Origin of the sequence: Mangrovicoccus sp. HB161399 (assembly GCF_013184745.1) — a bacterium.
Taxonomy (GTDB): domain Bacteria; phylum Pseudomonadota; class Alphaproteobacteria; order Rhodobacterales; family Rhodobacteraceae; genus Mangrovicoccus.
On sequence record NZ_JAATVU010000039.1, the window covers coordinates 1 to 12859 of the forward strand.

General features: G+C 69.2%; 14 protein-coding genes. 13 read left to right on the top strand and 1 reads right to left on the bottom strand.

The window, feature by feature from the left end; translation table 11 throughout:
• Positions 1-1735: 1735 nt before the first annotated feature.
• The 13 genes from HCC78_RS34905 to HCC78_RS19715 all read left to right on the top strand — a co-directional run bounded on the left by HCC78_RS34905 (position 1736) and on the right by HCC78_RS19715 (position 11850).
• Positions 1736-2050: an integrase core domain-containing protein gene (locus tag HCC78_RS34905; RefSeq protein WP_172330496.1), complete on the top strand. Its 315-nt coding sequence runs from the start codon at positions 1736-1738 to the stop codon at positions 2048-2050.
• Complete coding sequence (locus tag HCC78_RS19660; RefSeq protein ID WP_172330497.1) at positions 2047-2742, top strand: hypothetical protein; 696 nt, start codon at positions 2047-2049, stop codon at positions 2740-2742. The genes HCC78_RS34905 and HCC78_RS19660 overlap by 4 nt, the downstream gene beginning before the upstream one ends.
• A 67-nt stretch (positions 2743-2809) precedes the next feature.
• Entirely contained in the window at positions 2810-3265 is a 456-nt protein-coding gene (locus tag HCC78_RS19665) for a universal stress protein (RefSeq protein WP_172330498.1), read from the top strand.
• Between the two features lie 136 nt (positions 3266-3401).
• Positions 3402-3965, top strand: a complete 564-nt coding sequence (locus HCC78_RS19670; protein WP_172330499.1) for a NifU family protein — start codon at positions 3402-3404, stop codon at positions 3963-3965.
• A gap of 2 nt (positions 3966-3967) precedes the next feature.
• A complete protein-coding gene (tsaB, locus tag HCC78_RS19675; protein ID WP_172330500.1) occupies positions 3968-4576 on the top strand; it encodes a tRNA (adenosine(37)-N6)-threonylcarbamoyltransferase complex dimerization subunit type 1 TsaB in 609 nt (202 codons plus the stop codon).
• Positions 4573-5001 (top strand): ribosomal protein S18-alanine N-acetyltransferase, encoded by a 429-nt coding sequence (gene rimI / locus HCC78_RS19680; RefSeq protein ID WP_172330501.1) that lies wholly within the window; start codon positions 4573-4575, stop codon positions 4999-5001. Before tsaB ends, rimI begins: the two co-directional genes overlap by 4 nt.
• Before the next feature lie 159 nt (positions 5002-5160).
• Positions 5161-6156, top strand: a complete 996-nt coding sequence (locus HCC78_RS19685; protein WP_172330502.1) for a BMP family protein — start codon at positions 5161-5163, stop codon at positions 6154-6156.
• A gap of 57 nt (positions 6157-6213) precedes the next feature.
• Positions 6214-6561 carry a hypothetical protein gene (locus HCC78_RS19690; protein WP_172330503.1) on the top strand — a complete coding sequence of 116 codons (348 nt, stop codon included), beginning with the start codon at positions 6214-6216 and terminating at the stop codon, positions 6559-6561.
• On the top strand, positions 6558-8090 hold the full coding sequence (locus HCC78_RS19695) for an ABC transporter ATP-binding protein (RefSeq protein WP_172330504.1): 1533 nt from the start codon (positions 6558-6560) through the stop codon (positions 8088-8090). Before HCC78_RS19690 ends, HCC78_RS19695 begins: the two co-directional genes overlap by 4 nt.
• Complete coding sequence (locus tag HCC78_RS19700; protein ID WP_172330505.1) at positions 8090-9187, top strand: ABC transporter permease; 1098 nt, start codon at positions 8090-8092, stop codon at positions 9185-9187. Before HCC78_RS19695 ends, HCC78_RS19700 begins: the two co-directional genes overlap by 1 nt.
• On the top strand, positions 9187-10152 hold the full coding sequence (locus HCC78_RS19705; RefSeq protein ID WP_172330506.1) for an ABC transporter permease: 966 nt from the start codon (positions 9187-9189) through the stop codon (positions 10150-10152). Before HCC78_RS19700 ends, HCC78_RS19705 begins: the two co-directional genes overlap by 1 nt.
• A 22-nt stretch (positions 10153-10174) precedes the next feature.
• A complete protein-coding gene (locus tag HCC78_RS19710) occupies positions 10175-11095 on the top strand; it encodes a sulfite exporter TauE/SafE family protein (protein ID WP_172330507.1) in 921 nt (306 codons plus the stop codon).
• Entirely contained in the window at positions 11092-11850 is a 759-nt protein-coding gene (locus tag HCC78_RS19715) for a TIGR02186 family protein (protein ID WP_172330508.1), read from the top strand. The genes HCC78_RS19710 and HCC78_RS19715 overlap by 4 nt, the downstream gene beginning before the upstream one ends.
• A gap of 515 nt (positions 11851-12365) precedes the next feature.
• On the opposite strand, the gene HCC78_RS19720 is transcribed toward HCC78_RS19715, so the two are convergent.
• Positions 12366-12827, bottom strand: a complete 462-nt coding sequence (locus HCC78_RS19720; RefSeq protein ID WP_172330509.1) for a cupin domain-containing protein — start codon at positions 12825-12827, stop codon at positions 12366-12368.
• Positions 12828-12859: the final 32 nt, after the last annotated feature.

The following is a 12859-nucleotide window of genomic DNA, read 5'->3' on the forward strand; positions in this document are numbered from 1 at the left end:
GCTTCTCACGCTTTCCGGCCATTCCGCAGTCTTCCTGTCCACCGAAATCCAACCGGACTTCACGCATCGTGGGTGGACCACTTCAAAGGGGCTGGCTCAGATGCAGGCCGGCCTGCGACCGGCCACGGACCCGGCGGCGCCCGGAGCTGCCCATCGCGGCGCCACCGGCGCGTTCCTCGGACCTGCGACGGAACACGCCTCATGTCCATCAGCGCCTGCCCGAGGAAGCCCGGCATCGCGCCGGTGCCGGGCGGCTTCCGGCAGAGCCGCGCCTGCGGACCGGGGGCCGAGGCATGCGTCGCGTTGGGACGCTTCCCGCCCCTGAAACCGGTTTCGGCATTGCGGCTGTGGCTGGCGGGGCGGGGCATCGGGCGGGGTTCCGGACCGGTCCAGCGGGGCGGCGCCGCGTGCCGGAGGATCGCCGCCCTCCTTCGGCCGCATGCTCTTCATCGTCGCCCGGGCCTCCGCCAGCGTTCCGCCGGCCGGGAAATGGCCGTCCGGCAGCAGCGGGGCTGCGCCCGTCCAGGGCCGGAATCCGTCCGCCGGACAGATTGCCGGGCGCCCTCCGCCCCGGACGGGATCGCCGATGCCCAGGCCGGCAGACCAGCGGAACGGCAGGTCGCCGTCCAGCTGCGCCACCGGCTGCCGTCCGGAGCGGACGGAACGGAGGATCTGCAGCAGGCTCGCACGGATCGGGCGCAGCGGGTGCCAGGTCGGGACGCGTCTCGAGACCGGCAGAGCCGGACAACGATCCGCCCGTCCCGTCCGTCCCGCGCATGGCTGTCTCCGCCGAGGATCCGCCGAGACGAAACTCGTTCCGCAAACAGCGTCGGAGACTGACGATTTCAGAACGCTGCCGGGGCAGCTGCGGCAGCCCCGCGGTTCCGGTGACGCGGCGCCAGCGTTCCCCGCCCTCCTGCGCCAGCCCCCAGACGATCTCCCTGGCGCCGCCGCCGGGTCTTCCGCTGCAAGCCACGGATAGCCGATCCGGGCCAGCCCTTCCGCCTCCCGGGCCGGCACCGTGCCGCAGCTGCCGCTTCCGGCGAAGACGGCGAAGACGGCGAAGACGGCGAAGACGGCGAAGACGGCGAAGACGGCGAAGACGCAGAGTTCCGGCCCGCCGCCGCCGGTCAAGCTGCCTTCGATCCGCTGTTCAAGCCGCCGCGAGGGCCGCAGGACAGACTCCGGATTGCCGTGCCTTCCGCCATGCCTCCCTTCCGCTTGGTCAGCGCCCGGACAGGCTGGCAGCGAACGCGAAGCGCGGCAAGCCATCAGTCCGCCATCGGTCCGAGGAGCCGCCAGCGGATGCGCCACCGGTCAGAGCGCCGCCGGCGACGGCGAGCGGCCGCGGGACCGGGGAGGATCGGGAAGCGATCCGCGGATCATTTCCGCGACGGAGCCCAAGGTCCCCTTGGGACAACCTAGGAAAGGCCATCTCCGGCTGAAGGTCAAGGACCGTGGCGTCGGCGGCGCCCCGGGATGGCTGCTGTGTCCGTCTCGGGCCGGAGCGGCCGCACCACGTCCGGTCCTGCGATTCCGTGGAGAGCCGGACCGCCGCCATCGGCTTCCGGACCGATTGCGCGACGATGGCAACCGGCAGGACATTCCGCATGCTTGACCTGCCCGGCGCATTCGCCGGGATGTGCCTGGCGATCCGCGTCAGCTGGCGGTTGAACCCGGCCGATGTCACCGACGTGCCGGCCGGCCAATCCAGATCTCCGCGGTGTCCCGGGACATGTCCGGTCCGAGTGGTCCATCGCCGCGCCGTCGTCGGAGCCCGGGCCGCCATATCGAGCCGGGCAGCCCTTGGGAGAACGGGCATTGCGAGAGCTTAATCGCCCGGCCCCGCGGCGAACGCCTAGATGGCGAGGTCTTCTGCAGCCTCGCGGAGGCGGAGGTCGCCATCGAGTGGTGGCGGCGACACTATGAGCAACACCAAGCGCCCGAATTCCTCTTTGGGCTGCCGGCCGCCTGCGCCCAAGGTCGCGCAATGGCCGGCTCCGCCGGCCGTCCAGGCCGTGGCACCGAAGCCGTCATGCACCGAGATTGAACCCGGACCACCCGATCGCGGCAGGCCATGCCAATCTTGGCTGTCATGCGTTTTCACTATTGGTTCTGACCGGGCTGGGTCGCTTCGGCATGAGCGAAATGTGCCCTGCATTTGGAACACTGCCAATCTTCGCAGCCCTACCGCCGCTGTCGAACGGTCTGCTCGACGCCCTGTCCTATTCGGTGACGCCCAGCCTGCTTACCTGGGGCTTCGGCCGCGGGATCCACGCCGCGTGGCTGGGCAGCATCGATCTATTCACCGCCATTGCCCTGTTCCCTGCGCTCGGCCATGCCATCACCGCGCTGCTGGGTCTGATGGCCTGGGACTGGCGGGCCGGTCTTCGATCTCGGCGCCACGCTGACCCGGCTGCACAACTATCCCGGATCCGAGGCCTTGCTGATTATCGCCATGGCCTGCTCCACCCTGCTGCCCACCGGGCTGCATGCGCTGATCGGGCTGGTCAACTTGCAAGCTTGGGCGCCGGAGGGCTGGCAGCAGCCATAGGACAGACCGCAAGCCGCCCCGGCCCCGCACTCGGCCTCGTCGCCCTCTGGACCGTTCCGGTTCTGCTGGCCGCGCTTTCCTGCTGCGGACTATACGAAGCGGCGACCCTCGTCTTCGATACCGAGATGCTGACCGCCTACCCAGGCCTGCTCTACAGCTTCGGCCTGCAGGTCGGTGCCATCCCCTGACGGCCGGCCTTGCCAAATCCGCCCCCGCTGCCCAAGGTGCCGCGGAGCCCGGACCGGAGGGAGCCCGATGCGCAAGTTTCTCGTCGTCCTCGACGACAGCCGCGAATGCCTCAACGCCATGCGTTTCGCCGCGATGCGCGCCGCCCATTCCGGCGGCGCGGTGGTGATCCTCTCTGTGATCCCGCCCGAGGAATTCAACCACTGGATCGGCGTCGGCGACATCATGCGCGCCGAGGCCCGCGAACGCATCACCGCGCATTTCGAGGTCTTCGCCAAATGGATGCGCGACCGCCAGGGAGTCGATCCCGAACTCGTGATCCGCGAGGGCGAACCCTATCACGAGGTGCTGGAGCAGATCGCCGAGGACACCGAGATCGGCGTCGTCGTGCTCGGCGCCTCCACCGAATCGAACGGCCCCGGCCCGCTGGTGACCCAGCTGATCAAGTCGATGCCCGCCCTGCGCGTCCCGGTCACCGTGGTGCCGGGCAACCTGTCGAAGGAGCAGCTCGAGGACATCACCTGAGCGCCGCGCCCTCCCTCTCCCCGCCGGGGAGAGGGCCGGGGTGAGGGGGACGCGCCGCCGCCGGAGCAGTTTAGAACGGTTCCAAACCTTGACTCCGCGCCCCGCCCCGCGCATATCGGTCGAAACGGAGGCGCGCATGTTTATCCAGACCGAGTCCACGCCGAACCCGGCGACCATGAAATTCCTGCCCGGCCAGTCCGTGCTGCAGGCGGGCACGGCCGATTTCCCCTCTGCCGAATCTGCCTCGAAATCGCCGCTGGCATCCCGCATCTTCGAGGTCGACGGCGTCAACGCCGTCTTCTTCGGCCATGACTTCGTCACCGTCACCAAGGACGAGGCAACCGAGTGGGACCACATCAAGCCCGCCATCCTCGGCGCGGTGATGGAACATTTCCAGTCCGGCGCCCCGGTGATGGAAGGCGAGACCTCCGCAGCTGCGGGCCATGCCGACCATGACGGGCCGGATGCCGAGATCGTCACCCAGATCAAGGACCTGCTCGACACCCGCGTGCGTCCCGCAGTGGCCCAGGACGGCGGCGACATCACCTTCCACGGCTTCGAGAAGGGCGTCGTCTACCTGCACATGCAGGGCGCCTGCGCAGGCTGCCCCTCCTCCACGCTGACGCTGAAGATGGGCATCGAGAACCTGCTGCGCCACTACATCCCCGAAGTCATCGAAGTGCGCCCGGTCGCCGTCTGACCTTGCCCGCGCTTCTCGCCTTCGACACATCCGGCGCGCATTGCGCCGCGGCCGTCCTCCGGGACGGCCTTGTCGTTGCGGCCCGCTGCGAAGCCATGGCCAAGGGCCAGGCGGAGCGGCTGATGCCGCTGGTCTCGGAAACCCTGGCCGAGGCCGGGCTCAAGTTCTCCGATCTCGGGGCCATTGCCGTCGGCATCGGCCCCGGCAATTTCACCGGCATCCGGCTCTCGGTCGCCGCCGCGCGCGGCCTGTCGCTGTCGCTGGGCATCCCGGCAATCGGCGTCTCGACGCTGGAGGCCCTGGCCGAGGGCGGACCGCGGCCGATGCTGGCGCTTGCGGATGCGCGCCGCGGCGCAGCCTATGCCCAGGTGTTCCGGACGGGCGGCGCGGAGGATCCGGCACTGGTGGAGGATGCCGCGGACCTGCCCGCGGACCTGCCGCGGATCGGCGACGGTCCGGGCGCCTTGCCCGCCGCCCTGCCGCTGGCAGAGGCGATCGCGCGGGTTGCCGCCGCGCGCCCCGGACCGGACCACCCGCGCCCGGCGCCGCTCTACATCCGCCCGGCCGATGCCGCCCCGCCGCGCGATCCGGCGCCCGCGATCCTCGGATGACCCCCGCCGAAATGGCCGCGCTGCACGCGGCCTGCTTCGTCACTCCCCGCCCCTGGAGCGAGGCGGAAATTGCCGGTCTCCTCGACGGTCCCGGCTGCTTTGCAGTGGCCGGTCCGGGCGGCTTCGCGATGGGCCGCGCCATCGCCGGGGAAGCCGAGCTGCTGACCATCGCCGTCGATCCCGCCTGCCGCCGCACCGGGCTGGGCCGCCGCCTGCTGGACGCCTTCGAGGCCGCGGCGCGGAAGCGCGGCGCAGACACCGCATTCCTCGAGGTCTCGGCCGCGAACGCCGCCGCCCGCGCGCTCTATGTCGCTGGCGGCTATGCGGAAACCGGGCGGCGCAAGGGCTACTACCGCGCCCCGGACGGCAGCCGCATCGACGCGCTGGTGATGTCCCGCAAATTTTCCCCGCCGGAGCTGCCTTGAAACAGGGCATCTGCCCGAAACGGCATCCCGGCAGCCTGCCGCACCTTCCCGAAAACGGTTGACCGTGCCGGCGGGCTGCGGCTCTATCGGCTCAAACCGGGTGCGACTGCCCGCGACGCGCGGGACGGCTGCGGCCCGCGACCAACAAGGGGAAGACCAATGAACATGATGAAGACTCTCCTCGGCGCGAGTGCCGCGCTGGCCATGGCGGCAACCGCGGCGCTGGCCGAGCCGGGCCTGATCATCGACCTCGGCGGCAAGTTCGACAAGTCCTTCAACGAAAGCGCCTATACCGGCGCGCAGCGCTACATCACCGAGAAGGGCGGCTCCTACAAGGAGACCGAACTGCAGTCCGAAGCGCAGCGCGAGCAGTCGATGCGCCGCATGGCGGAAAGCGGGGCGAACCCGGTCATCACCATCGGCTTCATGAACATCTCGGTCCTCGACAAGATCGCGCCCGACTATCCGGAGGTGAACTTCGCGATCATCGACGGCGTGGTCGACCAGCCGAACGTCAAGTCCGTGGTCTTCGAAGAGCACCAGGGCAGCTTCCTCGTCGGCGTCCTCGCCGCAATGGCGACCAAGACCGGCACGGTCAGCTTCGTCGGCGGCATGGATGTTCCGCTGATCTCGAAATTCGCCTGCGGCTATGCCCAGGGCGTCAAGGCGGTGAAGCCGGACGCCAAGGTGATCGTCAACATGACCGGCACCACCCCGGCGGCCTGGAACGATCCGGTGAAGGGTGCCGAGCTGACCCGCGCGCAGATCGCCCAGGGGTCGGACGTGGTCTATGCGGCTGCGGGCGGCACCGGCGTCGGCGTGCTGCAGGCGGCGGCTGACGAGGGCATCTACTCGATCGGCGTCGACAGCAACCAGAACTACATGCATCCCGGCTCGGTCCTGACCTCGATGCTCAAGCGGGTCGACAACGCGGTCTACCAGATCTTCGACGAGGGCGCGACCGACAGCTTCGTCCCCGGCATCCAGGTCATGGGCCTGAAGAACCAGGGCGTCGACTGGGCGCTGGACGAGTACAATGCCGACCTCATCACCCCCGAGATGAAGGCGACCGTCGAGGCCACCAAGGAAAAGATCATCGACGGCGAGATCGAGGTCCACGACTTCACCACCGACGGCGCCTGCCCGGCATTCTGATCCCTGCCCGGCGCGTCCCCCGGGCGCGCCGGCCACACGTCCCGAGTGAGGCCCGCCATGGCTGACACCCACCCGCTCCTGCGCCTTCTCGAAGCCTGGGGCGCCCCCTCCTCCGCCGAGCGCTACCGCATCGTCGCCGAAGTGACCTCGGAGGATTTCTACTATGCCGATCCGCATAGCGGCCCGCTGACCGACCGCGCGGCCTTCATCGGCTTCCTCAACACCTTCAAGACCCGCCTGCCCGACGGCCGCATCGAGCCCGCGGGCCCCGTCGACCAGCACGAGACCCACGCCCGCGTGCCCTTCACGCTGGCGCGCGACGCCGGCCCGGTGCGCCAGGGGCTCTACGTCGCCGATCTCGACGCGCAGAACAACGTCACCCGCCTGGTGGGATTCCTCGAATGACCGACGCCCCCGCCATCGAGCTGCGCCGCATTTCCAAGGCCTTCGGGCCGGTGCAGGCCAACAAGGACATCTCTCTGAAGGTCATGCCGGGCACGATCCACGGCATCATCGGCGAGAACGGCGCCGGGAAATCGACGCTGATGTCGATCCTCTACGGCTTCTACAAGGCCGATAGCGGCGAGATCCTGGTGAACGGCCGCGAGACGCCGATCCCCGACAGCCAGGCCGCGATCAAGGCCGGGATCGGCATGGTGTTCCAGCATTTCAAGCTGGTGGAGAATTTCTCGGTCCTGGAAAACGTCGTGCTCGGTGCCGAGGAAGGCGCCTTCCTGCGCCCGACGCTGGCCAAGGCGCGCAGGCACCTGACCGAGCTGGCGCGCGAATACGAGATGAATGTCGATCCCGATGCCAAGATCGAGGATCTGAGCGTCGGCCACCAGCAGCGCGTGGAGATCCTCAAGGCGCTCTACCGCGAGGCCAACATCCTGATCCTCGACGAGCCGACCGGCGTGCTGACGCCGGCAGAGGCCGACCACCTGTTCCGCATCCTGCGCGGGCTGAAGGCCGAGGGGAAGACGATCATCCTGATCACCCACAAGCTGCGCGAGATCATGGAGATCACCGACACGGTCAGCGTGATGCGCCGCGGCGAGATGACCGACACGGTCAGGACCGCGGACACCAGCCCGCAGGACCTCGCCGAGCGCATGGTCGGCCGCAAGGTCCTGCTGCGCGTCGACAAGACGCCCGCCCAGCCCGGCAAGACCGTGCTGGAGGTCAAGGGCCTGCGGGTCACCGACAGCCAGGGCGTCGAGCGGCTGAAGGGCATCGACCTGACCGTCCGCGCGGGCGAGATCGTCGGCATCGCGGGCGTGGCCGGGAACGGCCAGTCCGAGCTGCTGGACGTGCTGGGCGGCATCCGCGCCGCCACCGGCGAGATCACGCTGAACGGCCAGCCGCTGAGCCTGTCGGGCCCCGGATCGGATGCCCGCGCGCGGCGCCGCGCCGGGATCACCCATGTGCCGGAGGACCGCCACCGGCTAGGGCTGATCCTCGATTTCAAGGCCTGGGAAAACACCGGCTTCGGCTACCAGGACCTGCCGAAATACTGCGCGGGGCTGATGATGGACAACCGCGCGCTGCGCGAGGACACGGATGCCAAGATGGGCCGCTTCGACGTGCGCCCGCATGATCCGAACCTGGCCGCGAAAAGCTTCTCGGGCGGCAACCAGCAGAAGATCGTGCTGGCCCGCGAGATCGAGGCCGACCCGGACCTCCTGCTGATCGGCCAGCCGACGCGCGGGGTGGATATCGGCGCGATCGAGTTCATCCACCAGCGCATCGTCGAGCTGCGCGACGCGGGCAAGGCGATCCTGCTGGTCTCGGTCGAGCTCGACGAGATCATGTCGCTGTCGGACCGCATCGCGGTGATGTTCGACGGGCGCATCATGGGCGAGCGCCTGCCCGCCGAAACCGACGAGACCGAACTGGGCCTGCTGATGGCCGGGATGGAAGGACGTGCCGCCTGATGCAGAAGCTGCCGACCTGGGCCGATGTGGTCCTGATCCCCGTCATCAACCTGGCGCTCGCCTTCCTCGTGTCGGGCCTGGTGATCCTCTATATCGGCGAGAACCCGGTCCACGCGCTGGAGGTGATGGTCAACGGCGCGATGGGATCGACCCGCGGCTGGGGCTACACGCTGTTCTTCGCCACCAACTTCATCTTCACCGGCCTCGCGGTCGCGGTCGCCTACCACGCCTCGCTGTTCAATATCGGCGGCGAGGGACAGGCGGCGCTCGGGGGGCTGGGCGTCGCGCTCGTGTGCCTCGCCGTCGACTGGCCGTTCTGGTGGCTCGCCCTGCCCTTCGCGGTGATCGGCGGCGCGCTCTTCGGCGCCGCCTGGGCGGCGATCCCGGCCTGGCTGAACGCCAAGCGCGGCAGCCACATCGTGATCACCACGATCATGTTCAACTTCATCGCCTCGGCGCTGATGGTCTACCTTCTGGTGAACATCCTCAAGGCACCGGGCATGGCGCCCGAGAGCCGCGGCTTCCCGGACGGCACGAACCTGCCCACGGCCTTCGACGTGCTCGGCCTCTTCGGCATCCCATTCAACAAGTTCGCGCCGCTCAACGTCGCCTTCCTGGTGGCGCTGGCGGCCTGCTGGGGCGTCTGGGTGCTGATCTGGCGGACCCGGCTGGGCTATGAAATCCGCGCCTACGGCAAGTCGGAGCCGGCCGCCGTCTATGCCGGGATCAGCCCGGTGCGGATCATCATGGTCACCATGCTGATCTCGGGCGGCCTGGCGGGGCTGATGGGCGTCAACGCGGTGATGGGCGAGGCCGAGCGGCTGACCCTCGACTCCGTCCAGGGCGCGGGCTTCGTCGGCATCGCCGTGGCGCTGATGGGGCGCAACCATCCGGTAGGCGTGTTCCTCGCCGCGGTGCTGTTCGGCGCGCTCTACCAGGGCGGGATCGAGCTGGAATTCGAGATCCCGGCGATCAGCCGCGAGATGATCCTGGTCATCCAGGCGCTGGTGATCCTGTTCACCGGGGCGCTCGACGGCATGGTGCGCACGCCGCTGGAGCGGCTCTTTGTCAGCCTGCGCAGGAAGGGAGCCGCGTGATGGATCTCAATACCGTCCTCCTGATCCTCGACTCCACGCTGCGCCTGGCCACGCCGCTGCTCTTCGCCTGCCTCGCCGGGCTGTTCTCGGAGCGTGCTGGCGTGTTCGACATCGGGCTCGAGGGCAAGATGCTGATCGCGGCCTTCTTCTCGGCCGCCGCAGCGGCGCTGACCGGCAATGTCTGGCTCGGCCTGCTGGCGGGCTGCGCCGCCTCGATGGCGCTGGCGGCGATCCACGGGCTGGCCTCGATCACCTTCCGCGGCAACCAGCTGATTTCCGGCGTGGCGATCAACTTCCTCGCCACCGGCCTGACCGTGCTGATCGCCCAGGACTGGTTCCAGCAGGGCGGCCGCACGCCCCAGCTGGAGGGCGGCGCGCGGTTCCAGCCGATCACCCTGCCCTTCGCCGAGACCCTGCGCGACGTGCCCGTCTTCGGCCAGATCTACTACGACCTGATCTCGGGCCACACGATCCTGGTCTATGCCGGCTTCCTGGCGGTTCCGGCCACCTGGTACGTGCTGTTCCGCACCCGCTTCGGCCTGCGGCTGCGCGCGGTGGGCGAGAACCCGGGCGCGGTCGACACGGCGGGCGTCTCGGTGACCGGGCTGCGCTACGGCGCGGTGATGATCTGCGGGCTGCTCTGCGGCTTCGCCGGCGCCTACCTGTCCACCGGGCTCTCGGCGGGCTTCGTCAAGGACATGAGCGCGGGCCGCGGCTTCATTGCGCTGGCGGCGCTGATCTTCGCCAAGTGGCGCCCGTGGTCGGCGCTCGGCGCCTGCCTGCTCTTCGGCCTGCTCGACGCGCTCGGCAACCGCTTCCAGTCGATCGAGATCGCGGGGATTGCGCTTCCCGTGCAGTTCATGCAGGCCCTGCCCTACATCCTGACCGTGGTGATCCTCGCGGGCTTCGTCGGCAAGGCCATTCCGCCGCGCGCCGGCGGCGAGGCCTATGTGAAGGAACGGTGAGACCGCAAGACGAGGAGCCCGAATGACGATCTACCTTCCCATCGCGGAAGTCTCGGTCAATGCCTTCCTGCTTCTGGGGCTGGGCGGCATCGTGGGCATCCTTTCGGGCATGTTCGGCGTCGGCGGGGGCTTCCTGCTGACGCCGCTGCTCTTCTTCATCGGCATTCCCCCGGCCGTCGCCGTGGGCACCCAGGCCAACCAGATCGTCGCCTCCTCCTTCTCCGGCGTGCTGGCGCATTTCAAGCGCAGGACGGTCGACCTGAAGATGGGATGGGTGCTGCTGGCGGGCGGGCTCGCCGGCGCGGCGATCGGCGTGAAGATCTTCGAGATGCTGACCGAGATCGGCCAGGTCGACCTGATGGTGCAGCTCTGCTACGTGCTGTTCCTCGGCGTGATCGGGCTGCTGATGTTCATCGAGAGCTGGAACGCGATCCGCCGCTCGAAGGACAAGGCCTACAAGCCCAGGAAGCGCCCCGAGAAGGGCTGGGTCCACACCTGGCCCCTGAAGATGAAGTTCCGCACCTCGGGGCTCTACATCTCGGCGATCCCGGTAGTGATGGTCGGCGCGCTGGTCGGCGTGCTCTCGGCGGTGATGGGCGTGGGCGGCGGCTTCATCATGGTGCCGGCGATGATCTACCTGCTGCACATGCCCACCAAGGTCGTGGTCGGCACCTCGCTGTTCCAGATCATCTTCGTCGCCGCCTTCACCACGATCATGCATGCCACGACCAACTACACGGTCGATGCGGTACTGGCGGTGCTGCTGCTGATCGGCGGCGTGATCGGCGCGCAGATCGGATCGATCATCGCGGTCCGGCTGAAGGCCGAGCAGCTGCGCATCCTGCTCGCCGGCATGGTGCTTCTGGTCTGCTTCAAGATCGCGCTCGACCTGCTGCTGACGCCGGCCGAGCTCTTTTCCATCGCCCAGGAGGCCGGAAAGTGAGGCGTCTTCTCCTGCTGCTCCTGCTTCTGCTGCCCGTCTCCGCAGCGGCCGAGGAAGTCGTGCTGGGCCTCAGCCAGGACGAGGTGGCGATCACCGCGACCTTCGACGGCTCCAGCATCCTGATCTTCGGCGCGGTGAAGCGCGATGCGCCGCCGCCCTCGGAACTGCCGCTCGACGTGGTGATCGCGGTGCAGGGGCCGATGGAGACGGTGACGGTGCGCAAGAAGGCGCGGCGCTTCGGCATCTGGGTGAATACCAGCGCGGTGGAGATCGACGTTGCGCCCAGCTTCTACGCCGTGGCCACCACGCGGCCGCTTTCCGTGGCGCTGAGCCAGACCGAGGACCTGCGCCACCGCATCTCGCTCGACCGCGCGGTGCAGGCGATCGGCGCGGCCGAGGAGGCCGCCGATGCCCCCTCCTACCTCGCCGCGCTCAAGCGGCTGAGGATCGCCGACGGCAGCTACCTGATCCGCGAGGGCGCCGTTGCGCTCGACCAGGAGACGCTGTTCCGCACCTCGATCCGCATGCCCGCGAACCTGACGGTGGGCAACTACAAGACGCGCATCTTCCTGACCCGCGGCGGCCAGGTCGTCGACGAGTACGAAACGGTGATCTACGTGCACAAGGTCGGGCTGGAGCGCTTCCTCTTCAGCCTCGCACAGGAACAGCCGCTGATCTATGGCGGGCTGTCCCTGGTCATCGCCATCGCCGCCGGCTGGGCCGCCTCCGCCGCCTTCGCGATACTGCGCCGCTGATCCGCCGCTTTCCCGATTGACCGGCCAAGGGCGCAGGCGCATCGTGGCCTGCATTAGCCTTGTTCGGTCCGGAGATTTCGATGATGCGATTGCCCCTGCCCGCGGCAGCCCTTGCAGCCCCCGTCTCTGCCGCCGCCGGCCGGATCGACGCCCGCTCTTTCCGTCAGCAGGCCTGCGGCCCGCGCCGGATCGGAGCCGGCGATGCAGACCGCGGCGCCGTGCCGGCGCTGCCGGAGGCCGCCGCCTTCTCCGGCATCCGGATCGGCCCGTTCCGCCGCGATTCCGCGGTTCTCCAGCCGGAACTCGCGGCATCGCGGAGCGCACCGGCGACCGGGGGATCGTCCGGCCCGGCCCGGCAACCGAACTGACTTCGCCCCATGCGTGGTTGGACGCCGCGTTGTCCGAGGTCCCGCTTCCCGTCCCGCCCGGCCCCGCGCTCGGCGGGATCGCCGTCCTGGCCGCCTTCGCCCGCACCGCCCCGGGGGACCGGGGACGGCGCGGAGGGTCCGGCGGCGTCAGGCCACCTGCGCAGCCAGCGCCGGGACGAAGCGCAGCTTGAACCGCGCCGCAAGCGCGTCGATCTCGGCCGGACCCGCGGGTGCCTCGGATTCCACTGCGGCGAAGAAGCCTTCGAAACCGCCGGGCGTGACCATGCACAGCAGCCGCCCGGTCGAGGTCCCCACATTCTGGAACCGGTGGACCGCGCCGCGCGGCACCACCAGCACGCCGCCGACCTCCAGCTCGACATGGTCGCTGCCGCACCAGAAGGCGAAGCGGCCTTCGGCCACCTGCAGGATTTCGTCCTCCTTCTCGTGGACATGCGGCGGCGGGCCCTCGCCCGGCGGCACCTCGGCCTCGAACACGCCCAGCCGGCCGCCGGTTTCGGCCGCCGTGATCCGGATCAGATGCGGTCCGAACCCCATCGCCCTGCGCCCGGCACCCGCTGCGGACCAGGCCGCCCTGTCAAAACTCTCCATCTCGCTTCCCCTGAATTGACTGTTCCGAAGTG

Excerpts from the sequence above, each read along its gene's own strand:
- HCC78_RS34905 (WP_172330496.1), top strand. The coding sequence starts at position 1,736 with ATGTCCGGTCCGAGTGGTCCATCGCCGCGCCGTCGTCGGAGCCCGGGC.
- HCC78_RS19665 (WP_172330498.1), top strand. The coding sequence starts at position 2,810 with ATGCGCAAGTTTCTCGTCGTCCTCGACGACAGCCGCGAATGCCTCAAC.
- HCC78_RS19670 (WP_172330499.1), top strand. The coding sequence starts at position 3,402 with ATGTTTATCCAGACCGAGTCCACGCCGAACCCGGCGACCATGAAATTC.
- rimI (WP_172330501.1), top strand. The coding sequence starts at position 4,573 with ATGACCCCCGCCGAAATGGCCGCGCTGCACGCGGCCTGCTTCGTCACT.
- HCC78_RS19685 (WP_172330502.1), top strand. The coding sequence starts at position 5,161 with ATGAACATGATGAAGACTCTCCTCGGCGCGAGTGCCGCGCTGGCCATG.
- HCC78_RS19690 (WP_172330503.1), top strand. The coding sequence starts at position 6,214 with ATGGCTGACACCCACCCGCTCCTGCGCCTTCTCGAAGCCTGGGGCGCC.
- HCC78_RS19695 (WP_172330504.1), top strand. The coding sequence starts at position 6,558 with ATGACCGACGCCCCCGCCATCGAGCTGCGCCGCATTTCCAAGGCCTTC.
- HCC78_RS19700 (WP_172330505.1), top strand. The coding sequence starts at position 8,090 with ATGCAGAAGCTGCCGACCTGGGCCGATGTGGTCCTGATCCCCGTCATC.
- HCC78_RS19705 (WP_172330506.1), top strand. The coding sequence starts at position 9,187 with ATGGATCTCAATACCGTCCTCCTGATCCTCGACTCCACGCTGCGCCTG.
- HCC78_RS19710 (WP_172330507.1), top strand. The coding sequence starts at position 10,175 with ATGACGATCTACCTTCCCATCGCGGAAGTCTCGGTCAATGCCTTCCTG.
- HCC78_RS19720 (WP_172330509.1), bottom strand. The coding sequence starts at position 12,827 with ATGGAGAGTTTTGACAGGGCGGCCTGGTCCGCAGCGGGTGCCGGGCGC.